Raw genomic sequence first — 22875 nt, 5'->3', positions numbered from 1 at the left:
GTTTGATGAGGCGGTTTCAGAGAGGGTTGCTGGGCATCCAGAGGTCGGGATTCTCACCGGCCTCGCGGGCCAGCCGCCGGGCGCGTTGAGGGTCGCTTTTGACAAGGGCGGAGATGGCCGAAATGTTGCGCTCGCCGGCGGCGTTGCGCCGGAAGGGGTTCTGGCCCCTGGGCGCTCCGTCGGCGTCGATCGTGTCTTCGCGGAACATCGCCTCGCCGATGGCGTGGAAGGCCCGGGCGATCTGCGGATCGGTCAGCGCGCCGTCCGGCAGAAGGATGCCCTTCTGCTTGTAGGCGTTGACCAGGCCGAGCTTCTTCATCGCCCGGTTCGCGACCTCCAGCTTCTGGCGAAAGCCGTCGCTGTCGGTCGGCCCCCAGTCGCGCACCAGCTCGTCGTGGGTGGCTTCGACCGAGCGGGAAAGTGCCGCCTGCTGGGCAGCGGCCTGCTCGGCCATGTAGCCGACGAAGCGGTCGTGATAGGCCTGCGCGGTTCTGGGGCTTGCACCCGCTTCGACCGCCCAGGCCTTCGAGGCATTGGCGAGTTCGTCCGAATAGGCGAAGTTTTCCGGCAGGTTGTCGGGCCGCCGGTATTCGACCTTCTCGGCCGAGGTCAGTGGACGCATCGCCTCCGGGAGTCTCGAATGGAACCTGTCCCATTCCTCCTTCGGTGCGTCCTTGCCGGGAACGCGCAGGCTTTCGCCCTGCTGGCGGTCCAGCTCCGCATAGGATGTGAAAACCCGATCGAGGCTTTCAGCCTTGGTCCAGCCCTTGGCTTCAGCGAGCTTGCGGTTGCCTTCGGAAAGACCGTCAAACCAACTTTTGCCGGCCGTCGGGGCGGACCCGTTGTCCCCGGAAGCCGGAGGCGTCGCCAGGTTGCCCGCCGGCCGCGAAGCCACGGACCCGGCCTCTGCCAGATCTGTCATGAGTTAAATTCCTTTGTTCAGAGTTCCAGAAGGAGCGCCGGCGCTGAAGCTGCCAATCTTCCCACAGGTGGGGGAGATGGCCGGCAGGCCAGAGGGGGGCGCGAAGGAACGCAACGTCGCGTTTGTTTGCATGAATTCAGATACGGTCAACGGCAAGGTCGGCGGGACAGCGCCCCTCTCTGCCCTACCGGGCATCTCCCCCACGAGGGGGGAGATCAGCAGTTCGTGCGCCTACGCGTTATCCCCCCAGTTCTCCCACAGCAGCGTGATCGTCCCCGTCACCGCGAGGGTGCCATCGGCGTCGATATCGGTGCCCGTGGCAAACGCCAGGTTGAGATATAGGTCGACCGGCGTCGTTGTGCCGTCGAGCGTCGCGGCGGCGGCGATGTCGGCGGTGGAGGCCGTGGAGACCGCGGTGCCCACGCCGTCCAGCGTGCGGGCGGTGGATGCCAGCACATTGACCATGGTGCCGGAAAGCGTGGCGCTGGACGCGGCCGCTGAGCCCAGCGACCAGGTCAAAGCCGCATTGTCGTTGATGGTCGAGGCGCGGGCAGTGAGCACCGCAAACTGCAGCCTCGCCGTGCCGCCCTTTATGCGCACCTTGCCGTCGGCGAAGTCGAAGATCTTCTGGCTCGCATAGGCCAGCGCATCGGCGACCGGCACCTGCATGCCGGCGAAGCTGAAGACGGTGCGGTAAGCTCCGCCCTGCCCGCTGGTCGCGGCCTTCAGGCCGACCTTCGGCGGGGCAAGGCCGGCCTCGCGGGCGGCGGCGCGCGCAAGGGTCCGGGGTAGTCCTCGGGTCATCTCATGTCTCCATTCCTGGGGGTGAGGCGTGGTCCGCGCAGCGGACGGAAAGCCAATTGCTTGGCTTTCCGAACACGAAGGGCGAACGCCGATTGGGCATCCTGCGCAGACTCTGGACGCACTCTTGAATTGTGTGTATCAATACACAACATGAAGAGTGCCGACGTTATCGCTAGATTACAGGCTGACGGCTGGTTCGAGGTGGCTCGCAAGGGGCAGTCACGCCCAGCTCAAGCACCGCACCAAACCGGGCCGCGTGACGGTGCCGCACCCCAAGCGCGACATTCCGATCGGCACATTGAAATCCATCGAGAAACAGTCTGGCTGAAGCTGAGGTAGAAATATGCGACACTATATCGGCCTGATCCACAAGGACGCCGACAGCGATTTCGGCGTCTCGTTCCCTGATTTCCCCGGCGTGATCACGGCTGGAACAAGCCTCGACGAGGCCCGCATGCTGGCCGAGGAGGCGCTTGCCTTCCATGTCGATGGCCTTGTCGAGGATGGCCAGGCCATTCCCGAGCCGTCATCCCTCGAGGACGTGATGATCGATAAGAACAATCGCACGGGTGTTGCCATCCTAGTCACGCTCAAGACCGAGGAGGCTAGGGTGGTGCGTGTCAATGTTACAATTCCCGAGGATGTGCTCAGCGAAATCGACCGCTATGCCGAGCGCCACGGCTACAGCCGCTCCGGGTTTTTGACCGTCGCGGCCAAGCAGGCGATGCGGAACGAAGCCGCGTAGCAGCCTCGCAATCTGATTCAGAGAGCGTCGCTATCTTACTGTTTGCCATTAACATTTCCGGTTTGGAAACCATGAACTTCAACAGCCGGGAAACCCTGACTCACTTCGTGAGCGGGTGCCGCCGCCGTTCCGCCGCAATGCGACCGCAGTTCAGCTTCGTTCGCCCCTGTCGTCAGTCCCGGGGCTTCAGAGGAGTTCTAGAGATGATCATCAAGAAGGCTATTCTGGCGGTGCTCATGACCGCGGCGCTTGCCGGATGCGAGACGCAGACCGAGGGTCAGCAGCGGGCCACCACCGGCGCGTTGATCGGCGGCGCCGGCGGCGCGCTGGTCGGCCAGGCGATCGGCGGCAACACCAAGAGCACCGTCATCGGTGCGGCGAGCGGCGCGCTGCTCGGCGCCGTCGTCGGCTCGGCCACGACGCCGCAGCGCCGCGGCGAGCAGCTCTGCCGCTACCAGGACCGCTACGGCCGCATCTACACCGCGCCTTGCGACGACCGGTACTATAACGGCGATTATTGATCGTTTCGGTCTTCCCTTCTCCCCGTTTCACGGGGAGAAGGTGCCCCGAAGGGGCGGATGAGGGGCTGCGCCAAGGTCTGAGATGCTGGCACTATCGAGCGCTGAAACGGCGAAGCGAAGGCGACGCTAAGGGCCATCAGCTCGCAGGCTGGCTCTGCCGGCGGCCGCGAACAAAATCCACAATCAGCCAGATCAACTGAGCAATACTATAGACCGGGCTGTGAGACCAATCCGGCGCCCCGTTATGCGAGTAGCCGTAAGCAGAGGCGACAAGGGCGAGCGCGCCGCAAATGATATGCACCAGCAACAGGCGCAGCACGCCACCGTTCCAACTCTTTGTAACCCATAGCAATAATCGGCTCAGCAAAAACGTCGGAACGAGCGCCCCGAGCAGCATCGCGGCAGACCCTGCACCCATATAATCCCCCTTTGTCTAAGTGCGGATAGCTTCGAAAGTTTCTAAGAGGCCAGCGAATACCTTTCTTCTGCCTATTCAGATTTTACGCCCTTTAGCAACTCTCGCTTGCATTCAGTCACCGTACCTGCATTTTTAGTTGTACGCAACCTCACGGTTTGTGGGTGAACATGATTATGTGTATCTATCACGGTCTGCTTGTGGGTTGCGCTTGGTGCCTCGTGCATGCCACCCCCCGGGGTCAAGCCTACACGCGCACTGGTGTTCCGGGCGGCAGTCCCTTCACCTTGGCGATGATTTGGCCCATGATGTGCCAATAGACATCCAAGTCCGACAACTCGAAATTGTCGATCGTGTCCTCACCTCCCAGAAACAGCGGTTTCTTGTAACCTACGCATTGTTGGTAATTCGGTTCGGCCCCACCGCTCTCACGCCATGCTGCGTATCCGTCGGGGACCAAGGCGGCACCGTCCTCCTCCACGAGCTCGACGTCGTGGAAAGTCTTGATATTGGACGGTATCTGCAAAGCTTCCGCCGTATGCGGTTCGAACATCAAAACGCCTGGCTCGCCCTGCTCAAGCCTTCCGGTGTCGACCGCAAAGGCCGAGCCTTGCCAGTCATAGCCAAAGCAAGTTATCCGACCGGAGAATTCGGGGAAGCCCAACAATACTCTTGCGTTCCATCGCGCGACGTCCTGCGCCCGCATTATTCGATACAAGCCATGACGGAACGTCGCGCCGCCGAAGGTCGCGAGCAACTCATTCAGCCCGGCCACCTTTGTGTCCAGCGAAGAATTACCAGAATCCGCCGGGACCCTGCTATCTACCTCGAAGTTTTTTTGGAATATCTCGAACATCACGATCTCCAATAGTTACCTTGTTGATTTTAGTTCCCTTTGGCAGATTCTTAATCAAGTTATTGATTTGAGACCCGAGACTTGTGTTAACGCTGGCGTCAAGCAGAGCCATATTGTCGATTGTATCTGAACCTCCAAGCTGCAAATCGACTCGGTGGTCCACATGGCTGCCGGCAAGAACCTGGTTGCCAGCGGCTATAAACCTCCTACGCGCCGATCCAAACAGCCGCACAGCACGGCTAACCACAGTGTCGGCTTCGGTCAATATCTTAACTTTGAGATCCGCCGCAGCCCGTTGCGTGGCATCCCATTCAGGCATGTAGTAGAGATGGAGATCGTGGCCGGCAGTAGATTCATCGACGCCGGCGATAGTACCTCCGGCCTCGACCTCTGGAGGCGCTGTGATGCTCTCGGAAGCTGAAGGAGCCGGAGCCTCCAGCGCTGCATTGGACGGGACCTCGGTTTGGCCACCAGTGAGCCTTGCCACGACCCGGCTGCCGCACTAATCCCCTCGGCGAGCGCATTTCCACCGGCACCCAAAATCGCGCCGGAGCCCATTTCCCGCACGATGTCCCGCCCGTTGAGCGCGGCGTCGATGCCACTGAGCATGGCGCCGTCGGCGGCTGCGGTCGCGCTTCGCGCGAACAGGCCCGGCACGCCCTTGAGAGCCTCAGCTCCGAATCTTCCGGTGAAGGTAAGGCCGACGCTCTGAAGACCATGGCCGGTGACGAAAGCGCCGAGCAGGTTTGCGCCTATGGCAGCCGATCCGGCACGGTCCTCGGCGTCTTCGGTTTCGGCTTGCTTGGCCGCCAGCAGCTCGTCGTAGCTCTTGTCGGAGAAAAGCCAGTTCATCCCGGCAGCGAACTTGTCGGCCTGTTCGAAAGTTGCGCCGTTGGCCATCAGCCTGACGACGTCGTTCGTGGCGGCGAACGGCTTTTGCCACCATGGGCCGGCGTCGAACCGCGCGCGTGCCGGATGCGCAGCCATGTTGATCAGATCGGACTGGAGGTTCTTTGCCTGGGCTTCCAGTTCCGCCGGCGTGATCTTCGGATCATCCGCCGCGTTCTGGCGGAGGCGAGCCAGAGCGGATTGGAAAACCTGTCCGGCCAATGCGACGCGCGCCTCGGGGTCGCGCACCGCCTTCAGAATGTCGCTCAGTTCGATGTTGCGCTGCTGCAGCGGCACGCTGTCATCGACATATCTGGCGCCAAGGCTGTCCGAGAATTCCTGCGGAACGGCCAATACTGTGCTGAAACCCAGATGCTGCTGGGCAGCCCTGGCCCAGTTGACGGCCGCCTGAAATTCCTCAGGCGTCTTGACCTTGCTCCAGTCCGGAGCGTCGCCGCGAAACAATTGGCTGACGTAAGCGACAGGATCGGCTTCGCGGGCGGCCATGATCAGCTGGGCGGCGCCGGCCTTTATCTCGTAGCGTTTGCGCTGTTCCGGCGAACCGCTCGGTCCAGGTTCGGAATCGCGAAGCTCTGCATGGATCGCCTGGTTCGGCGCCGCATGCATGTCGGAGTAGGCTTTGGCGACACCGGTTTTGATCCGAAATTGTTCGAAATGTTGTGGCCCCAGGTCGGCGCCGTAGACCTTGACGAAGTCCTGCTCGGTCGGCTCTTCCTCGGGGTATCTGCCGGTGATGGCGATGACCGCCGGGGCGTTCTGCTCGGCAAACATGACCCTCGCATTCGCACTGACCATCTGAGCCGCGGTGGCGTTGTTCGCCTGAGCCTTCAGCGCGCCGATGTCGCCCGGCTTCAGGTAGGTGACGGCGTCGAGAGGAATGGTTGCTGGGTCATTCCGCGACGGCCGTTCGCCGAACGCCTGTGCGACCATTTCATCCGGCGTTTTTTGGCTGTTTGCTTCCGTTGTTTCGTTCCGAGCACCGCCAGCAAGCTGCAAACGCACCGTCTCGCCCATCCCGTCACTCGCCACCTTCCCCGCGCTGAGCATCTCGGCGGCGCGGCGCGGGTCTTGCGCGATCAGGGCCTGCATCCGCGCCTTCGCGGTGCTGGCCCGCCAGTCGGCTTCGGCCTGCAGCCTGATCTGCGGGTCGAGGTCCATCTTGGCGATGAGATCGAGACCGACTTGGCGGGAGACTTCGAAGGCGGCGGTGTCGTTCGGATCGCTCCGCGCGATATTGCTGAGCTCGGCGGTGTGAACCTCCGACACCTGGTCCTGCTCATATTGCTTGCGGCGCTGAATCTGTTGGAGTGCCAAGCGTATCGAGCCTGCCTCGCGTAACGCTTCCTTGCGGCCTGCGAGGCCGGCACGCAGTTCGCTCGGCGCCTGCTTCAGAAAATTGCCGAACAGCGTGTCGAACAGGCCGGTCTTCACCACCTGGCCGGTGTCCGCATTAACCTGGCCGTACATGGCTTCGTGCAGGCCGGCGCCGTCGGCGGGCGCATTGACCACGGCATCGGCTTCGGCCTTGGCGATCTCGCCGTTCAGCCGGCGGGCGGCGATCTCGGTGTCGAAGGCCTGCTGCTGCGCCTTGCGCTGCTCGTAGCGCTCGGCGGCAGCCTGCCAGCGGTCGCCAAGCTGCTGGACCGCCTCGCCTACCGGCGAGGAGTCGGGGTACTGCACGGCGCTGCCGGTATCGAGCCGGCGCAGGGCGACGGAGAGAGGAATGACGTGGACCATTGGCTGTTTCCTGCCCAGGCAGTTTTGAGACGCGTGCAGTGACGGACCGCCGGGGATGGCGGCCGGTTGGCGGTGCGGGTGGTGAGTTTCGGGTGGAGCCGGATGGCGGAGGGATCGCGACGTGGTTCGTGCGACCGGGCTGGCGTTGACGCGACCGCGGCGTGGCAGATCACGGCAGGCAGGCGCGAGGCACCCCCCTCGGTCCTGCCGGACATCTCCCCCCTCAAGGGGCCTCAAGGAGGGAGATTGGCTGCATGCATGCTTTCGCCAATCACCAACGCTGCAGAATTGGCGGTGGGAGCGAAGCTGCTGATCTCCCCCACTTGGGCGGAGATTGGCAGTTCTAGCGCCTCATCTCTCCTCGGCCCGCGCCGCCTTTTCGAGTGCGGCGAGCTCGCCATCTTCCAGCATCAGAAAACCCATGATGTGCTGCACCACTTCGGCGCGCGCGTTGCTCAGCGCACTGTGCAGTTCGAAGCCCTCGGGCGTCTTGGTGCGCGCCAGCCAGTCGCCGTAGGACGGGCGGCGATAATAGCCGGTGGTGGCGGTGAGGTCGGCGAGCACCATCTCGCCGTCCTCGCCGGAAAAGGCGCGGCGATAGGCTTTGGTCAGCGCCGCGCGCGCGGCCAAGGGGCCGCCGGCGTCGGATGGGCGGGCAAAGCGTTTGCGGCTCATGCGCCACCATTGGCGGCGCCGGCAGGCATCGCGCCTTGAGCAGCGGCAGGAGCACCAGCCGCGCCACCGGCAGCCGCGCCGCCTTGGCCGCCCTGCATCATCGCCTGCAGGCTGTCGAGCAGGCCGCTGTCGCGCGCTTGCACTGCCGCCGGAACGGCGTCCTTCGCCACCTTGCCGGCGGTGGCGATCGCGGCCAGGCCGGCCTGCGCTTGTTGCGCTTGCGCCCTGGCTCCACGCAGGCCCTCGACCTCGTCCTTGCGTCGAAAAATGCGCTGCGGGCTGCGGCCGGCGCTCTGCACGACGCGGAGCGCCTCGTCGCCGTCGATATTGTCCATGATGCCGGGATCGAACTGCGCCATCTGCATGGCGGTCGTCACCACCTGGATGGTGTCGCGGGCTTCGGCCGAGCGGCGCAGCACGTCGAGCGGGCCGGTGAAGGTCGGCCGCACCGTCTTGCCGGCAAGACTCTCCGGCGGCGCGAAGCGGCTGTCCTCGTCATAGAGGCCCTTGTCTTCCAGGATCGAAAGCTCGCGGTCGAGATTTGCGGCAAAGCCGGCCTGGATGATCGAACCCGACGGCCCGAGCAGCGCGCCTTCTCCTCCTGGCGGATCAGCGCCTCGGTGGCGGTCATCTGCGGGTTCTGCACCAGCGTCTGGAAAAGATTGACGAACATCATGTCGCGAATCTCCTCCGCGCGGCTCGCCGCATAGTCGAAGGCATAGCTGGGGTTCTGGCCGGTCGCGATCGGCTGGATCAGCGCCCGGCCATTGTCGTCGATCAGGCCCGGATAATTTTCGCCGGGATTGAGCACCGGCACATAGTCGAGCCTGGCCTTGGACGCCGTCGGCGGATCGGTGATCTGCTGCAGGGCGCGAAGCCCGGAGCGACGCACCGCGTTTTCCTCGCGCACCGTGGTCAGCGCCTCGATGGAAGGCGAGATGCCGTAGGCGTCGCCCTCGTAGCGGCGCCAGTTGAAGATCGAGACCGGGAAAGTGCGGAAGCCCGACTCGCGCACGATCTCCTCCTCGTCCTCGATGACGTGGTAGGAGGCAAACGCCGCGTCGAGATATTGGTAGGAGCCGCCGGAGCGATACATGCGCCGCTCGTCGCGCGGCTGGACGCACTGGATCAGCGAGACCTTTCCCTCGCATTTGGCGGGGTCGTCGACCAACGCCTTGATGCGCGCCGGCAATTTCTCGTAGCCGAGCAGCTGCGCCGCCTGGCGCGCCGTGCGCTCGTAGCGGCGATGAAATGTGTCGACCTGGCCCCAGCGGTTGCGGCTGAGATAACCCTCGACCACGGGAATGGAAGCATAGCGGATCAGCGTGCCCCCAAAACCTTCCTCGGCATAGAGATAGGCCGGGCCGTAGCGCACGACATTCCTGAGGCAGGCCTGCGTCGCCGGCACGAAGTTGGAGTTGGCCGAATAGCGCAGCGCGAACAGGAAATCGCGCAAGGCTTCCGCCCACTCCTTCTCCTCGTCCGTCTCCTCATCGTCCATCTCGGCGGTGGTCAGTCCGTGCCACTTCTCCGACTGCGGGATGATCAGGCTTTCCAGCCCGGCGGCGAGCCGGTTGGCGGCGGAGTTGATGGTGTTGGCGTAGACGCGAGAGCCGCGCCGCTCCTGCCGTTCGGCCTGGCTTTCGCCGCGGCTGGTGCGGCGGCCGGTCCATATGTCGGGCGCATCGGGATCGCAGAACTCCGCCACTGCTTCCCAGACGGGCTCATAGGCGGCGCGTTCGGTCTCGAGTTCGGCCTGTCGCGACAGGATATCGCGGGCGCGGGAATCGGTCATGGGGATCTCGCTTGTTTGGCGGAGCGGCCGGAGCTGCCAATCTCCCCCCTCGTGGGGGAGATGTCCGGCAGGACAGAGGGGGGCGCCGTAGAGCGCCGCTTCTCGATGAAGTCAGCCAGAACACCTGGCCGGGAAACTGGTAAGCGAAACGATGGAGAAGCCGGCGGGACAGCGCCCCCCTCTGCCCTGCCGGGCATCTCCCCCACACGGGGGGAGATAACCTCTTCATGTCATCTTTTGCGCACTTCTGGGTGCTACACACCCGAATGCGGCGGGCACGAGGGAGGTCGAGAATGAGCCTTGCCGGCGCGCTGAAAACCCGAAGCAAACAAGCAGTGAAGCGGCTGATCGGTTACGACAGCCGCAACTGGCTGCGCATCCGCCAGATCGAGGCCTTCACGACCTTCCTCGAGGCGGCCAACCGCAAGTCGCGCGACGTGATCGAGATCTCGCCGGGCTGGAACCGCTACTGGCGGGCGATGTGCCCGGACTACCGGTCACTCGATTTCCCCGACTTCGACATCTGCAAGGATCGCACGGACGAGCAATACTCCATCGTCATTGCCGACCAAGTGCTGGAGCATGTGCAGCGCCCGCTGGCGGCGGCCGCCAACATCCACGCCATGGTGAGGCCCGGCGGCTGGGCGATGGTGGCCACGCCCTTCCTGTTTCGCGTGCATGCCCGCCCGCACGACTACAGTCGCTGGACGCCCGCGGGGCTCAAGCAGCTGATGGTCGAAGGCGGCTTCGCCGAAGACGACGTGCATGCCTTCGGCTGGGGCAACAAGGCCTGCGCCAGGGCCCATATTGGCGGCCCGGTTCGGGCGTACGGGCTCTGGCGGGACCTGAGCAACGACGAGGAGTATCCGGTGATGGTCTGGGCGTTCGCGAAGAAGGGGTGATCGGGTGACGCCCTACGAAATCCACTCTGTGGCATTTTCCAAGCACTTGCTCGGGGACAAGCCCGCTCGCAAATACAGGAAAATGCTTTCTCCCCCACAAGCGGGAAGATAGCGCGCCGCATCAGCGCTCCCGTAGATCTTAAGCGTTGGCAACTAGCGTCGAGGACAGCGCGGCGCCTTTTCTCCCCCTTGTGGGAGAGAAAGCGATTTCAACATCTTAGCGAAGCTAAGTGTTGGAAATCGCAAGAGAAGGGAAAGGCGCCGATGTTGATCAGTGGGATCGCCGCTTCACCAACCGCGCATGCCGTCGCCAATACCACCAATCGAGCACGCGGCGGCGGAAACTGCGTTTCATCGCTGTCATGGCGTCAGACTCCGAGCAGCACGCGGCGCCGGCCGGCAACGTCGCTTGGCGCCAGATCCGTCTTGACCGTGGAGAGGGTGCCCTGGCGCTGCTCGAGCTCAGCCCTGAGCGCCGCTTCCCGCGCCTGCACGTCCTTGTCCTGCATAGTCGGCGCCGGCGGCAATGGCTTCAGTTCCGGCGGTTTTTGAAAGAGACACATGGTTCCAGCTTTCTCTTGTCCAGTCGTAGAGGAAGAAGTCTTCGCCGTTCCTGCCGTAACCCGGCAGGCGGCATCGTTGGGTAGCGCCGAGCCGGTCCAGCCAGCGTAGCGCAAGCTCGTTCTCGGCAAGCGCCCTCGCCTCGACCCGCCAGGCGCCTTTGGCCGCGACCCGGGTCCCAAGCACCGCATGGAAGAAGCGCGTGATTTCCGGCACGCAGCGCTTCATGCGGCGCGTGCCCCAGCTCCAGGCGATCCAAAGGCCGCTCCGCTGCTCGGCCGCGCCGAAGCCGGCCTCTGGATTGCCGTCGAGCTCGGCGACATAGGCAAAGCCCTGCAGCGCCGTCAGCGCCAGCAGCGCCGGCGACCAATGGTCGAGCTGGCAGTCGATCTCGGCCCGGTCCTCGGGACGCAGGTTGGCGGCGATGTAGGAGAGATCCCGCAGCGTTGCGGGGACGATGCGGGTGGGCATGGATGGGCTTTCGTGGTCGAGAGCGAAGCCGTCGCCAGGGGACTCCGTTACCGCAATCTCAGCCCGCGAAGTTGTTGTCCACGAACATTTCGGCAAATTGCTGGGGCGTAAGCGTTACCTTGTTGTTGTGGGCGATTTTGAGATTCTTCTTCCACATATCCCGGATCGCCTCTGGCATCGTGTCGGGCATGTGAAGAGCCTTGGCGATCGCGTCATCCCACCGTCCATCGCCGCCATAGATGGCCTGCAACTTCGGCGCCATGGCGTCCAGGGACTCTTCGGATTCCTGAGACAGTTCTCCAATCGCCTTGAGCACATAAAACTCCAGAAGCCTGAGCAGCGGCTTTCCTTCATAACGCTTGTCGTCCGACATTTACCCCTCACGCATCATAGGTGGCATAATAAATCAGCCTGTCGCAGATCGCCGAGAGGCTGGGCTTTTCCTTCTGCGACGCAATCCATCCCTCTGTAACCTCGATCGCGATGAATATTTCGATGAAGTATGTCAGACCCGCCTTGGCCGCCGCCTTTGGTGGTACCATAGTATCATCGGGCGCGGTCGCAACCATTGCATCAGAGTCTTCGGTCCAAGGCTCCGATACATAGATCGTGTCCTCTTCATCAAAATCCGACAGCCTTTCAACGATATCCAGTAGCTTCATTATTTTCCCCATGATAGCCTCCCCAGATTGAACCAACAAACCACACACGCTATGGGTGCATAGCCTAATGTTTGGCGATGAAGATGTCGATTGCTCAGCAGCGCCGACATCGTTCCGCGAATGTCGCCGGGGGATAACGCCGTGAAAGCAGTCGTGTTCGCACTTGGCTTCTTGATGTTGTGGGCGCCATTTGCTGCGGCCGAGGAAGCCACTAAATGGACAGTTTCCGTCAGCGGCGGAAGCAAAATCGAGATTCCCGCCTTGTTTGCTGACGGGGAGTCTCGATTGCTTGGTGGATTCGCTGAAAACTTAGGCACAGCGTTCGAGCCGGAGAAGTATCCGGGCGTTCAGCTTCGCCAGTACCAAGCCGATACTAATAAAAAGAGCCCCTTCGATTATATCAAGAAGCAGCTCGTAGGTGATACTGACCGAGTTACATATAATCTTGATAAACCATCCGTTGCCGTGATTCCGGTACATCGGCGGATGGCGCAGAAATTTTCTACGGCATGTGCCAGAAAAACCGTCTCGTCACCTGTTTCGATATGCATTGGACCAAGGACAAACAGGCGATGTTTGGGCCAATTGCCGAGCGCATCGGTCGGTCGTTCCACAAGAATCGGTGATCCGCAGATTTTCCACTTCGATGCTCAAACCCTGGGAATCCAACCTCAGAGAATATTCGCCTTTCATGCTTCACACTTAGCCGCTTTAGCGGCGGAGGGTGCCTGAGGCATCACGGCAATTCCTTCAGATAAGGCCTAAGCTTCCTAGCGTAATTTGAATCAGTGGCGTACGCCCGGAACTTACCATGCTGAAGTTCGGTCAGGGCAGATGTCCGTGGCATCGTTAGCCTTGCCGAATCTCCGTTGCATGAAGGCGATGCGATCACGAATGCCTTCTTCGGGCGTGGCATATTTGCGAAAAACTTGTTTAACTCTCACACTGTGGCCATTGATTTCCTCGTGCGTCCAAAGGCGTTGCGTCTCGCCTTTCCAGGATTTTTCGGCCTTTATACCAAAATAGTTGAAGCCAGGAGCATGGTTACCGCTGCCGCTTTCGTGCGCAGGCTGAGCGGCCATCAAACGGGCTTGTGTGTCGGTCAGGCCAGCACTCCTCCCAGCTTGATAGAAGGCGTTAACGAATTTCTTGCGATTGCCTTTAGCGGCGAGGAGATTTGCGGCGAAATTGCAAACCTCAAACCGCTTTCCACCCTCTTCAACACCAAGAGCGGCGACTAGCTTCTCCGGGCTAGGCCTTGCGCTAGCGTGAGTTTCGACGTCAGCGCCATCGTTGCTTGGACGTTCCGCATTTTGTCCGTGCGACGTTTGGGCAAGTTTGCCAAAAACACCAGGAGAGAGATCGGCAAGCCACACATCAGTTGGCAAATCATCCTGAGACGACTGCTTTATTCGTTCATCCGGTGTGAGTTGGGTGACGCTGTCGCTTCTCTCGATCAACCTATCGTAACTATAGGTTTGCTCATGGCCGGAACCATCGTCCTGCCCAAAGCGCCCATTCTCGTGCCCAAAGCGATCGGATCCCGGCGCTTGCCAGCCGGCGCTAGCAAATTGCCGGGACATCGCCAGCTTGACGACCGGATCCGCCGTTCCTGCCAGCAGACCGCTTATCCCGGCCTGGAGGTCTTGCGGCGGCAGTCCGCCGAGGTCTTTCAACACCGATTGCGGCACGGGCTCGGCGTTCTCGACTCCGAGATAGTGTTGGGCGGCAATGGTGAAGGCCAGCGCTTTCTGGACCGTGGCAGGGTGCTGCCAGCCTTGGTCGGCCGCCGCGCGCCGGGCGGCATTGACGGGCGGAAATGCCTTGCCCGCCTCGCCAGCAATTCGATGATGGATAAAAGCCAATTCCAACAAGTCTTGCGATACTTTTTTGAAAAGACCCTTAGAGCCGGCTCGATCACCTCCTCTGGAATTACGGTGACAGTGCACTATTTCGTTCGGCCCATCTAAACAATAGTTAACCTCAAAAAGCTGAGTCGCTTGAGGGATTGAGTGTGCTGATACCGCCAATTCCCATGCTATTCGTCGTCGTAAGGCTCGACAATCGCAACGAAAATGCCCAACGATTCAAGCAGATCAAGAACGCGTTCCGAGATGACGAGGCGGAAGGGCACCGCGATCCCGAAGTCGTCTTGACCCGCCTTTCCATTCACTTTCAACCAAACGAAATGTGGCAGTTCCAGGCCGGGTTGATCCTCTTGAAACTCTTCCGAGGTCGTCACCTCAGCGTCCGCGAACGTCGCGCCTGAAAAGTCCATCTTCTGCAGCGCGCGCTGGGTTTCTTCAGTGACGAGGAAACAAGGAAACGTCGCAACAATCACATCCCCGAACCATGCCTCTACCTTGTAGTGGAGCTTGGTTACGATCGGTGGATGAACGCTCGAGTCGAGAATAGTGCCTTTGCCAATACCACCAGCCACGTGCGGCCGTATCTTAAAATATTGCATCACTCACCTATCGGAGGATTGAACAGATGCCCGTATTTCTTGTCGATGTAACTCACGTAATCCAGAATTTGCTGACGTGTTAGCTGAGGATACGCCTCGTAAAATTCGTCCCACTCGTACCGCAAAATGACCTTGTGCAAAAGGTTATCCAAGCTTTTGGAATGCCACGAAGATTCTGAAGAGAGTGCTCCTCGTTTGCAGCGACGATGCGTGGAAATCTCTCCCATATCTGTCGCTCCGCAGCATGATGTACGACAACTTCTCCCTGCAGATTCGGGTTCGCATCAAGAAATGTTTTGCGGTAGTTTTTGGAGGCAGCCCTCCCGAACGATGCCCCTTGATACTTTACCTTAGAAGGATCTCTTGCGATCGACTTTATGATCTCAAGAACCTCGCCCTTCTTGAGTTTGGCGCCGGTGCCTACACGGTAGGCAGCATCCTCCGCGGCTTTGACCAGAGATTTCGTCTCACCGCTTGGCGAGCCACCGCGGCATCAGCGGCGAGCCCCGACTTGGCGCGCGAACCACTCGTCGCAAACTTCTCGAGCGGCTTGGTAAACTTGGCCGCCCCGTCGCGGACAATCGCCAAGCCTTTTGCAACAGCTTCGCCGGCTGCCTCTGACGCCAAGCGCCCTTCGGCAACAGCCCCCGAGCCGGGGGTGACCGGCAGTTGCTCAAGGAAGTCCCAAGGGGAATCGCGCAGATCCTGCAGAATCAGCCCAATGCCGCGCGGGGCACGGCCAAGGGCCTCAAAGCTCTCGCTGAGGTAATTGCCGAAACCCTCTGCGGCCTGTCGAACTGCAGACTTGGGTTCGCCGGGGGCCGCCGAAGAAGGTGATTGCTCCCCTGTCGCCGCAGTGGTGATCGCATCGATGTCGGTTGGCTGATAAATCCTAGCTTGGTCTAGAGCGGCGGATTTTCATGTGAGTCCATAGCCTGCGGCAGTGAAGTAGTTTCTGCATTCTGTTGGGGAGAACAGATTGCAGATATCGCCGATGGCCTGCCACAGGGCGTCGATGGTTCTGATGGCCTTTGCGCGCAGATGCGCCTTGAGCTTGGCGAAGGCCATTTCGATCGGGTTGAGATCCGGACTGTAGGGCGGCAGGAAGAGCAGCCATGCGCCTCTTGCCCTGATGGCTGCCTCGGCGGCTGGACTCTTGTGGGCGGCGAGGTTGTCAAGGATGACGACATCGCCCCTTGCCAACGTCGGAGCGAGCTGCGTTTCGACGTAGGTCTCGAAGATGCGCCGGTTCATCGGCGCGTCGACGACGAAAGGGGCGGTAAGCCCATGGCAGCGCAGCCCGGCGATGAAGGTCTGCGTCTTCCAATGTCCAAACGGTGCCTTTGAGCGCAACCGCCGACCCTTCAGGCAGCGACCGCGCAAGCGCGTCATCTTCGTCGTGGTTCCGGTCTCGTCGATAAACACCAGCCGATGTGGCTCAAGCCGCATCCGCGGCTGGCGTTTGGCCCGCCACTCCTGGCGCGCCTTGCTGATGTCGGGTCGATCTTGCTCGCTGGCCAGCCGGGTGGCGGGTCGCTGGCGCAAATCAGCACCATGGACAAAATCATAGCAGAGCTGCCCTCACCTGACAAGGCTCTTAGGCAAATTTTCCTAATTATATACTTGACAAAGTACGGCTCAGTTTATAAATTTGCGGCATAAGGGAACGCCGCCATGCAACTCACTCACCCGATCTTCACCGATGCCGAAGCCGCCCGCGTTCATCTTGAGGCGCAGCGCTGGCCGCATGGCCCGAACTGCCCGCATTGCGGCAATGCTCGCGCCGACCGCATTACCAAGATGGAAGGCAAGGCTCACCGTCCCGGCCTGTACAACTGCATGGAATGCCGTGAACAGTTTACCGTCACCGTCGGCACCGTTTTCGAGCGCTCCAAGATCGCCTTGAACAAGTGGCTTCTGGCGACTTTCCTCATGTCTTCATCAAAGAAAGGCATGTCCGCTCACCAACTGCACCGCATGCTCGGCGTCACCTACAAGACCGCTTGGTTCATGGCGCACCGCATTCGCGAAGCGATGGCCGAAGACGTTAACTCGTCCGGCCCGCTTGGTGGCGAAGGCAAGGCCGTAGAGGTTGACGAAACTTACATTGGCAAGCGCGAGACGCCGCGCACGCCGTCGCCGCAGCGTAGGGGCCGTCCGTATCTCAAGTCTGGCGGCAACCAGAAGCGCACCGTTGTCGGCCTTGTCGAGCGCGGCGGTAACGTCCGCATGTTCCATCTCAACGACGCCACGGCTTCAACCGTGCGCGAAGTGCTTGTGCGCAACGTTGACCGCAAGTCGATCCTCTACACCGACGCCTCGCGCCTCTACACGCGCACTGGCGAGGAATACGCCTCGCATAAGACGACCAATCATGCGAACGGCGAATATGTTCGCTACGAAGGTGCCGAGACGATCCACTCCAACACGATTGAGAACGTGTTCTCAGTCTTCAAGCGCGGCATGATCGGCGTCTATCAGCATTGCGGCGAAGCTCACTTGCACCGCTACCTTGCCGAGTTCGATTTCCGCTACAATCGCCGCGCAGCGCTCAAGATCACCGACAACGAGCGCCACGACCAGTTGCTTGCCAAGATCGAAGGCAAGCGCCTTACCTATCGGCGGATTGGTGAAGCCAGTAACGCCTAGGCAGAAGGCGCGCGCTTTGCTGCGTTGGAAAAAACGCTCAAAATAATATCGACCCTACCGCAAATAGGAATCGAGCGCTTGAGGCTAGGCAAAAATATAGCGCTGCAGAACACAGAATTGCAACGCCGTGCGATTTGACGAAATTCTGCGTGGTTGTGCGGTGTGGTAGCGTTGACATAGTAAAAAGCGATATTGCCATCGCGAAGACTGCCCATATCGCTGCATATAGAATGTGAAATTTTTCAAACTCGCCAATCGAAGTACCGGCCAAGGCAACGAACGCGGCAATCCCAGCCAGTATGATGGACGATCCGGTTATGACGGCCCCTAGTTGGGCAAGTATTACCGTCGCCCCTAGGGACCGTTCGTCTGTGTCCCTTTCATTTTCAAAAGCCGGTGCAGATCGCCATGCAGCGTGTGTTGAATAAATAAAATACGTGGCAATAGAAAGGTCGATAACTGGAACAATTACTAAGAACGGAATAAGGTTACTTGGCATTCTTCAAGCTTTCCAAGTCGATAACGTATTTCATATATTCAGCCTTAGTTTGTGGCCATTTTTTTAGAACTTCATCGCTAGCGCTGCCGTCCTTGATCATCTCTGGAAGGGCTACCGCAAGTGGACCTATGCTCTGCCCCAGTGCCATGCGTACCTTTTCACTACCGTACGCCTCCGCAGCTGTGTTCCAAAACGGCTCAGCCAGCGGTGGCTTATTGACAGGCCAGAAACAAAATACGGAGAATGCCGCCCGATAGTCGTCATCCGATGCAGCTTTCCGATCATTCTTAAGGGCTATGGAATTCGCGACTTCGTTTACAGCTGATAGCAGCCCGACATAACGGCCAATATCTTCCAATGAGGCTTGGGCCCAACTGATATGAAGTCGTTCAGCAACCGGAAATTCAGTTGCCAACTGTTGGAGTCGATCCGGAAGAATTATGGGGCCGTCTTCTTGCGCGGCCGCCGTTGACGAAATCGCTATCGAGATCGCGAGTACAACTATTGCCAGTCTCATCGTCTGCCTCCACACCCCAAAATCATATGGTGTGTCGGCCGATATAGAAGAGTCAACGGTTATGTTTTGGGTTGTTTTTTGGCTTCTTGAGCCCCGACCTTGCGGGGAATGTCTTTCTTGTCATGTGGCTTCGGCGGCGTCTTTAGCATCCGCTTCAGCGTCTCGTTGAAGCGCTTCTCGTCTGAATCCTTATCGGGTTTCTCGCCAGCCACCGCCTTTATCCCCAGAAAGCATGGAAACGATTCGGTTTTTCGGGTGGGGACTCTTGTCGCGCCAGAACGAGTCACCTTTCAATAGCCATTCCAGCGCGATGGAGGGGAGTGAGTCGCCCACGAAGCTCTCACACTCCCGCCCCACCGGGCGTCGCTGGATGGCGCACCCCGCTATGGGTGCCTTCCTACCCGAGCCATCCGGGTAGGTCGTAGTGGGGGCGGCTTGGTAGCTGGTCCGGGCTTCCGACCTTGGGTCCAGTGGGTTCGAGTCCCACCGCCTCCACCGCAATCAACATGAATCAAGTCAAGTGATTTGGGAACCCACTTGACTGGATTTCTTTATCCACAGTTCCAGCCTGTCACGCGCCTCTTTGTACCCGAATCGCCCGTACTTTGTCACGTATATAATTAGGCAAATTTTCCTAGCTGCTTGTCTGCAGCCTTGCCGGGAAGCGACTTTCGCTCGCGCACCGATAAATTGTGGAAGTTCCAGAAATTTTTTCTCGGAACCACCTCCGGGCCGAGGGGTTCCACCCTTAGTCGCGACGCGACAGACTCCCGAACAGAGAAACGATCTCGCACAAGAAGGAGAAGATCATGCTCATCAAGATTCTTGCGGCATCGGCTCTGACCATCGGTCTGGCTACGGCTGCGATGGCTCAGAATGCAACGGGCGGTACCGCCGACACGGCGGGCAGCGGCCAGAGCATCACGGTGGACCCCACCACGCCTGCCAATCCGCCGCCTGATCAGATGGCACCCGATACAGGCACGACGGGCAGCATCACCACGGACGGCATGAATTCGAACGCCGATCGGAATTGCCCCGCGACGCCGCAGGGCGCCCAGCCGGATGCAACTCACACGTCGCCTGGCACGGCATCGCCGTCGGTCAACGATAATCATTGCGGCAAGTAGTAACGAGACGCGGCAGTTTCGTCGCGCGAGGGCCGTGGAGTTCCGCTCCACGGCCCTTTGCTTGGAAGGGAACCATGGCGGACGTGAGCCGTTGCAAGGGCGGGCGTGAGCCGTTGCAGAGTTCAGCAAGGAGAGACCCATGGCAGACGATGAAACCAACCAGGGTAAGGATACGAACGCAGCAGCCGCGCGCAACGGCAGCTCGACGTCCCAGGGCGGCGGCACAGAGCGGAGCAATCCGAGCCGCAGCAGCGCTGCCCGCAGCGGCAGCGCTTCGCGTACCAGCGCCAGATCTTCAGCCGCTTCGGAAGCGGCGATGAGGAAGCAGATCGCCGAATTGAAGCGCGAGGTCAGCCGGCTCAACCGCGCGCTTGCCGATCAGGCCGAGGAAGCCGCCAGTGCGACGCAAGGGTGGTACCAGAGCGCGGCCGACCGGGCCTCCGGCCTCTACAGCGGCGCGGCCGACCGAGCTTCTGAATTCTACGGCGGCGCGAGCGATCGCGCCTCACGCGCGGCAAGGCAGTTGCGAAGCCAGGCGCAGAGCGTTTCCGAAACCGTTCAGCAGAATCCCGGCACCGTCTCCACCGCCATGGTTCTCGGCGGCCTCGTCGGCTTGCTGATCGGCATGGCGATGGCGCGCAACTCGGACGCAGACCACGACTGGGCCCGCCCCTGGAGCCGCTAGAGCAATCGTGCCCCGACGGCCGCCGCAGCGCAGGCCGCTGAAGGAGGCCGGGCCCAGAGCCCGGCCTTTCCATAGCGGCGGGTTGGTGTGCCCGGTTGTCGTTGGTGTGCCCGGTTGGGCTGGTCATTAGCCGGACCTTATGGAATCATTCCCCAAGGGGAATCGCGGAGAGCGGGCATGGACAAATCCGCCATGGCATCGGTCTTTCGGATGCGGCATGCGCCAGCAGGTATTTCAGGCGTTCGCAGCCTTGGCCGAGGCCAGGCGGATCCGGTCTTCCATTCGCGCCCGCTTGGCGAGGCCATCCGCTTCATCGCCGAAGCCGACGGCCAATATGATCTGAGCGCCGTGGCCATCTCCTATGGAGATCGCTCGACCCCGCCGCTGGGCGCCCGCGAGATCAAGCAGCTCTGGGCCGAATACGGCGTGCGCCTGATGGAGGCCTAAGGCGCTCCCGGATCGGAAACGCCGCTCATGCGTTTTCAAGCGAGGTCAATGGGAGGAAGCGCCATGAACGTCGCCAATCTGCAACTCGAGGGCCTGCTGATGGCCGTCGCGGCAATCAACCATACCCTGGTGCGCAAGGGGGTGCTGACGGTCGAGGAGATCGACATCGCATTGCGCAAGGCCGAGGCCGTCGAGACAGGCGAGGACCGGTCCGAGGCGATTTCGGCGTCGAACCGCGATGCGATCAACTTCCCGATCCGCCTGCTCGAGCTCGCCAACCAATGCCAGCCGGAAGCGGACATGCCTTCCTTCTCCAAGCTGGCGCGCATGGTCGGGCAGATGAAGGAACCCTATAACGATCAGATGTGAAGTGGCGGCGCCTCACGCCCGGCCCGGCCAACCCTGTCGGACGGCGAGCAACTTGCCCGGCCCATGCACGGCGGCGAAGAAAAGGCCGGCGAGGAAAGTGAAATGATCGACGAAGAAGCCGAACTCGGCCTGGTTGCCGGTCCAGTGCGACGGGCCGTGGAATGAAAAGCCGAGGAAGATCACATAAACTGCCGCGACCAGCGCCGCCGGCGTGAAGAAGGCGCCGGTGAGGAAGGCGATCACCAAAAGCACCTCCAGGATCGCCGCGCACCAGGCGAGAAACAGCGGGAACGGAAACCCGGCGGCGGCGATGTAGCCAGCGGTGGCGCCCATATCCATGAACTTGAAGGTCACGGCCATCGCGAAGACGGCGGCGAAGATCAGGCGAGCGATGAGAATGGCGGCGGTCTGCCAGGCCGATTGCGTTTCCACGTTGTCCCTCCGGTTCGAAGCTGTTGATGCCCCAAGGACGGAGGAAGGGCAATGATTCCGACAGGGGCCGGAATTTTTGCTTCACTTGTTTCCTCACCCCACTGCAGGCCGCGGAGAGTCGCCGCGCAGCAGCCGGTGAGGCGCCGGCGACGCCGGGACGAACCGCCAGACGGCGAGCCCACAGCCAAGCTCGGCGCTCAACGAGGGCGCTCTCCCTCGCGGCTACGCCGCGCCACCTCTCGCCTGTTCGCGCGGGGCGAGGAAAGCTCAGCCCGCCTTCGCCTGCGGCGGGTGGCTGATCGAGTCGCGCACGGTGCCGTAGGCCGCACCCCAGCGGTCGGTCATGTCGCAGCGTATGTCCCAGAGCTCGGGGAAGAAGCGGTGGCGGGCGCCGCCTTCCAGGATCTCCACCGGGCGGCCCTTCAGCGACTTGGCGCCGAGACCGATCGAGCGGTGGATGAGATAGAGGTGGTTGGCGCGGAATTTCTGGAACAGCTCGTCGAACTCGATCAGCGCCTCGGCCACGACATAAGCATCGCCATGATCGTAGTGAGCGTCGTAGACGTCCTCGACGGAAAGCCCGCGGCCGTCGAGATAGGAATGCTTGAAGGCTCGCCAGAGGTCCGGCGGCAGGCGCAGGATAAGCCTGAAGCCTGGCGATTCCTGGCCGCTGCCATTACCGAGCTCGAGGCGGATCTGCTGGTACTCCTTGGGCGACATCGTCTCCAGCAGATCGAGCTGCGCCGTCATCATGCGCACCAGCCGGTGCACGCGGCCCATCAGCGTGACGATGCGGTGCGTGTCCTGCCTCTCCAGATAGTCGAGCACGTCGACCAGCGTGTAGGCGATGAGCTTCATCCACAATTCCTCGACCTGGTGCACGATCTGGAACTGCAGCTCGTCGGCATTGACCATTTGCGAGAGCGGCTTTTGGCAGGCGAGCAGCTGGTCGCATTTGAGATAGACGCCGTAGTCGCGCATTTCGGGCGCCTCGATGCGGGCGTGATAGTCCGACTTGTCCATGGCTCATCCTCCTCGCGCGAGCATGTTCGGCAGGTGGCCCGAGGATAGCGCTTTAAGCTTGAACATTGTTCCTTTCTGTTATCCAATTGACGGGAATTGGAGGACGATTATCGTCCTTTGGCGCGACATTGGAGAACAGACCATGCTTGATGCCCTTGACCGCAAGATAGTGTCAGCGCTCGAGCGCGACGCGCGCATCACCTTCGGCGAGCTGGCCGAAGAGGTGGGACTGAGCAAGACGCCGTGCTGGAAACGGGTGAAGGCGCTCGAGGATCAAGGCATCATCCGCAGCTATTCCACCCGCATCGATCCGGCCGCGATCGGCTTCGACATCGAGGCCTTCATCCAGGTGTCGATCGACTTTGAGGTGTCGGACGCCTTCGAGGCGGCGGTGAGGAAGCACCCGCTGATCCGCCGCTGCTATGCCACGACCGGCGAGGCCGACTATCTGTTGCAGATCGTCACCGTCGACATGCGGGCGCTGGACAGGATGCTGCGCGAGGAACTCAGCCGGCTGCCCGGCGTGCGCCGCACCGTCACCTCGATGGCGATGCGCGAGATCAAGGGCGACATCTCGTTCGCCGATGCAGCGGCGCATGCGCTGCGGTAGTCCGGGCGCGAAAAGATGGAGACGTCGGCGGGACAGCGCCCCCCTCTGTCCTGCCGGACATCTCCCCCACTT

General features: G+C 61.2%; 28 protein-coding genes, 1 tRNA gene and 2 pseudogenes. 12 read left to right on the top strand and 19 right to left on the bottom strand.

Annotated features, from left to right (window positions below; all coding sequences use genetic code 11):
• Positions 1-16 precede the first annotated feature (16 nt).
• Positions 17-922, bottom strand: a complete 906-nt coding sequence (locus tag CK221_RS15270; protein ID WP_095778292.1) for a hypothetical protein — start codon at positions 920-922, stop codon at positions 17-19.
• 231 nt (positions 923-1153) lie between these two features.
• Complete coding sequence (locus CK221_RS15265) at positions 1154-1726, bottom strand: hypothetical protein (protein ID WP_095778291.1); 573 nt, start codon at positions 1724-1726, stop codon at positions 1154-1156.
• Positions 1727-1876: 150 nt separating this feature from the next.
• Between CK221_RS15265 and CK221_RS15260 the strand changes: the two are divergent.
• From CK221_RS15260 to CK221_RS15250, 3 genes and pseudogenes are all read left to right on the top strand, one after another.
• Positions 1877-2054: pseudogene (locus CK221_RS15260) on the top strand (type II toxin-antitoxin system HicA family toxin).
• Positions 2055-2069: 15 nt separating this feature from the next.
• Positions 2070-2471: a type II toxin-antitoxin system HicB family antitoxin gene (locus CK221_RS15255; protein ID WP_095778290.1), complete on the top strand. Its 402-nt coding sequence runs from the start codon at positions 2070-2072 to the stop codon at positions 2469-2471.
• Between the two features lie 203 nt (positions 2472-2674).
• Positions 2675-2992, top strand: coding sequence for a YMGG-like glycine zipper-containing protein (locus tag CK221_RS15250; RefSeq protein WP_066999331.1), 318 nt, complete (start codon positions 2675-2677; stop codon positions 2990-2992).
• A gap of 136 nt (positions 2993-3128) precedes the next feature.
• On the opposite strand, the gene CK221_RS15245 is transcribed toward CK221_RS15250, so the two are convergent.
• The 6 genes from CK221_RS15245 to CK221_RS31080 all read right to left on the bottom strand — a co-directional run bounded on the left by CK221_RS15245 (position 3129) and on the right by CK221_RS31080 (position 9379).
• Positions 3129-3389, bottom strand: a complete 261-nt coding sequence (locus CK221_RS15245) for a hypothetical protein (RefSeq protein ID WP_095778289.1) — start codon at positions 3387-3389, stop codon at positions 3129-3131.
• A gap of 265 nt (positions 3390-3654) precedes the next feature.
• A complete protein-coding gene (locus tag CK221_RS15240) occupies positions 3655-4263 on the bottom strand; it encodes a T6SS immunity protein Tdi1 domain-containing protein (protein ID WP_066999434.1) in 609 nt (202 codons plus the stop codon).
• Between the two features lie 261 nt (positions 4264-4524).
• On the bottom strand, positions 4525-6909 hold the full coding sequence (locus CK221_RS30280) for a hypothetical protein (RefSeq protein WP_179295138.1): 2385 nt from the start codon (positions 6907-6909) through the stop codon (positions 4525-4527).
• A gap of 351 nt (positions 6910-7260) precedes the next feature.
• Positions 7261-7584, bottom strand: coding sequence for a hypothetical protein (locus tag CK221_RS15230; protein ID WP_095778288.1), 324 nt, complete (start codon positions 7582-7584; stop codon positions 7261-7263).
• On the bottom strand, positions 7581-8033 hold the full coding sequence (locus CK221_RS31085) for a hypothetical protein (RefSeq protein ID WP_348628439.1): 453 nt from the start codon (positions 8031-8033) through the stop codon (positions 7581-7583). Before CK221_RS31085 ends, CK221_RS15230 begins: the two co-directional genes overlap by 4 nt.
• On the bottom strand, positions 7958-9379 hold the full coding sequence (locus CK221_RS31080; RefSeq protein WP_348628438.1) for a portal protein: 1422 nt from the start codon (positions 9377-9379) through the stop codon (positions 7958-7960). The genes CK221_RS31085 and CK221_RS31080 overlap by 76 nt, the downstream gene beginning before the upstream one ends.
• A gap of 293 nt (positions 9380-9672) precedes the next feature.
• Here CK221_RS31080 and CK221_RS15220 point away from each other — a divergent pair, with 293 nt between their 5' ends.
• Entirely contained in the window at positions 9673-10281 is a 609-nt protein-coding gene (locus CK221_RS15220) for a methyltransferase domain-containing protein (protein ID WP_095778287.1), read from the top strand.
• Between the two features lie 368 nt (positions 10282-10649).
• Here the strand turns inward: CK221_RS15220 and CK221_RS31075 are convergent, their stop codons facing one another.
• The 4 genes from CK221_RS31075 to CK221_RS15205 are packed head-to-tail and all read right to left on the bottom strand — an operon-like array spanning position 10650 to position 11975.
• The gene (locus CK221_RS31075) at positions 10650-10775 is read right to left on the bottom strand and encodes a hypothetical protein (RefSeq protein ID WP_278075763.1); all 126 of its coding nucleotides are present in this window, start codon (positions 10773-10775) and stop codon (positions 10650-10652) included.
• Positions 10744-11313 (bottom strand): hypothetical protein, encoded by a 570-nt coding sequence (locus tag CK221_RS15215; protein WP_095778286.1) that lies wholly within the window; start codon positions 11311-11313, stop codon positions 10744-10746. The genes CK221_RS31075 and CK221_RS15215 overlap by 32 nt, the downstream gene beginning before the upstream one ends.
• 58 nt (positions 11314-11371) lie before the next feature.
• Entirely contained in the window at positions 11372-11686 is a 315-nt protein-coding gene (locus tag CK221_RS15210) for a hypothetical protein (RefSeq protein ID WP_066999353.1), read from the bottom strand.
• A gap of 7 nt (positions 11687-11693) precedes the next feature.
• Entirely contained in the window at positions 11694-11975 is a 282-nt protein-coding gene (locus tag CK221_RS15205; RefSeq protein ID WP_127240782.1) for a hypothetical protein, read from the bottom strand.
• A 141-nt stretch (positions 11976-12116) separates the two neighbouring features.
• Here CK221_RS15205 and CK221_RS29795 point away from each other — a divergent pair, with 141 nt between their 5' ends.
• Positions 12117-12707 (top strand): hypothetical protein, encoded by a 591-nt coding sequence (locus CK221_RS29795; RefSeq protein ID WP_143749046.1) that lies wholly within the window; start codon positions 12117-12119, stop codon positions 12705-12707.
• Between the two features lie 74 nt (positions 12708-12781).
• Here the strand turns inward: CK221_RS29795 and CK221_RS15200 are convergent, their stop codons facing one another.
• From CK221_RS15200 to CK221_RS15190, 3 genes and pseudogenes are all read right to left on the bottom strand, one after another.
• Entirely contained in the window at positions 12782-13846 is a 1065-nt protein-coding gene (locus CK221_RS15200; protein ID WP_143749045.1) for a glucosaminidase domain-containing protein, read from the bottom strand.
• A 167-nt stretch (positions 13847-14013) separates the two neighbouring features.
• Positions 14014-14415, bottom strand: coding sequence for a hypothetical protein (locus CK221_RS15195; protein WP_245430649.1), 402 nt, complete (start codon positions 14413-14415; stop codon positions 14014-14016).
• 945 nt (positions 14416-15360) lie between these two features.
• A pseudogene (locus tag CK221_RS15190) lies at positions 15361-15978 on the bottom strand (IS630 family transposase); the annotation flags it as partial.
• A 138-nt stretch (positions 15979-16116) separates the two neighbouring features.
• Here CK221_RS15190 and CK221_RS15185 point away from each other — a divergent pair.
• Positions 16117-17091 carry an IS1595 family transposase gene (locus CK221_RS15185; protein WP_095778282.1) on the top strand — a complete coding sequence of 325 codons (975 nt, stop codon included), beginning with the start codon at positions 16117-16119 and terminating at the stop codon, positions 17089-17091.
• Between the two features lie 488 nt (positions 17092-17579).
• Here CK221_RS15185 and CK221_RS15180 read toward each other — a convergent pair whose 3' ends face one another.
• Entirely contained in the window at positions 17580-18107 is a 528-nt protein-coding gene (locus tag CK221_RS15180; protein WP_095778281.1) for a hypothetical protein, read from the bottom strand.
• Positions 18108-18166: 59 nt separating this feature from the next.
• A complete protein-coding gene (locus tag CK221_RS30275; protein WP_179295137.1) occupies positions 18167-18319 on the bottom strand; it encodes a hypothetical protein in 153 nt (50 codons plus the stop codon).
• Positions 18320-18533: 214 nt separating this feature from the next.
• On the opposite strand from CK221_RS30275, the gene CK221_RS30270 reads away from it, so the two are divergent.
• The 5 genes from CK221_RS30270 (at position 18534) to CK221_RS15160 (ending at position 20738) form a co-directional block, all read left to right on the top strand.
• Positions 18534-18602 (top strand) — tRNA-OTHER (locus tag CK221_RS30270).
• A 314-nt stretch (positions 18603-18916) separates the two neighbouring features.
• Complete coding sequence (locus CK221_RS15175; RefSeq protein ID WP_066999384.1) at positions 18917-19237, top strand: hypothetical protein; 321 nt, start codon at positions 18917-18919, stop codon at positions 19235-19237.
• Positions 19238-19376: 139 nt separating this feature from the next.
• A complete protein-coding gene (locus tag CK221_RS15170) occupies positions 19377-19922 on the top strand; it encodes a hypothetical protein (protein ID WP_143749044.1) in 546 nt (181 codons plus the stop codon).
• A gap of 177 nt (positions 19923-20099) precedes the next feature.
• Positions 20100-20369 carry a hypothetical protein gene (locus tag CK221_RS15165; protein ID WP_095778279.1) on the top strand — a complete coding sequence of 90 codons (270 nt, stop codon included), beginning with the start codon at positions 20100-20102 and terminating at the stop codon, positions 20367-20369.
• Between the two features lie 63 nt (positions 20370-20432).
• Positions 20433-20738, top strand: coding sequence for a hypothetical protein (locus tag CK221_RS15160; protein WP_066999393.1), 306 nt, complete (start codon positions 20433-20435; stop codon positions 20736-20738).
• A 12-nt stretch (positions 20739-20750) separates the two neighbouring features.
• Here CK221_RS15160 and CK221_RS15155 read toward each other — a convergent pair whose 3' ends face one another.
• The gene (locus CK221_RS15155; RefSeq protein WP_067325191.1) at positions 20751-21170 is read right to left on the bottom strand and encodes a DoxX family protein; all 420 of its coding nucleotides are present in this window, start codon (positions 21168-21170) and stop codon (positions 20751-20753) included.
• Between the two features lie 267 nt (positions 21171-21437).
• The gene (locus CK221_RS15150) at positions 21438-22193 is read right to left on the bottom strand and encodes a tryptophan 2,3-dioxygenase family protein (protein WP_095778278.1); all 756 of its coding nucleotides are present in this window, start codon (positions 22191-22193) and stop codon (positions 21438-21440) included.
• A 142-nt stretch (positions 22194-22335) separates the two neighbouring features.
• Between CK221_RS15150 and CK221_RS15145 the strand changes: the two genes are divergently transcribed.
• Complete coding sequence (locus CK221_RS15145) at positions 22336-22803, top strand: Lrp/AsnC family transcriptional regulator (protein WP_095778277.1); 468 nt, start codon at positions 22336-22338, stop codon at positions 22801-22803.
• The last annotated feature ends 72 nt before the right edge of the window (positions 22804-22875 follow it).

The sequence above is a fragment of the Mesorhizobium sp. WSM3868 genome, from assembly GCF_002294785.1.
GTDB lineage: Bacteria > Pseudomonadota > Alphaproteobacteria > Rhizobiales > Rhizobiaceae > Mesorhizobium.
This window is presented reverse-complemented; position numbering and strand designations above follow the sequence as displayed.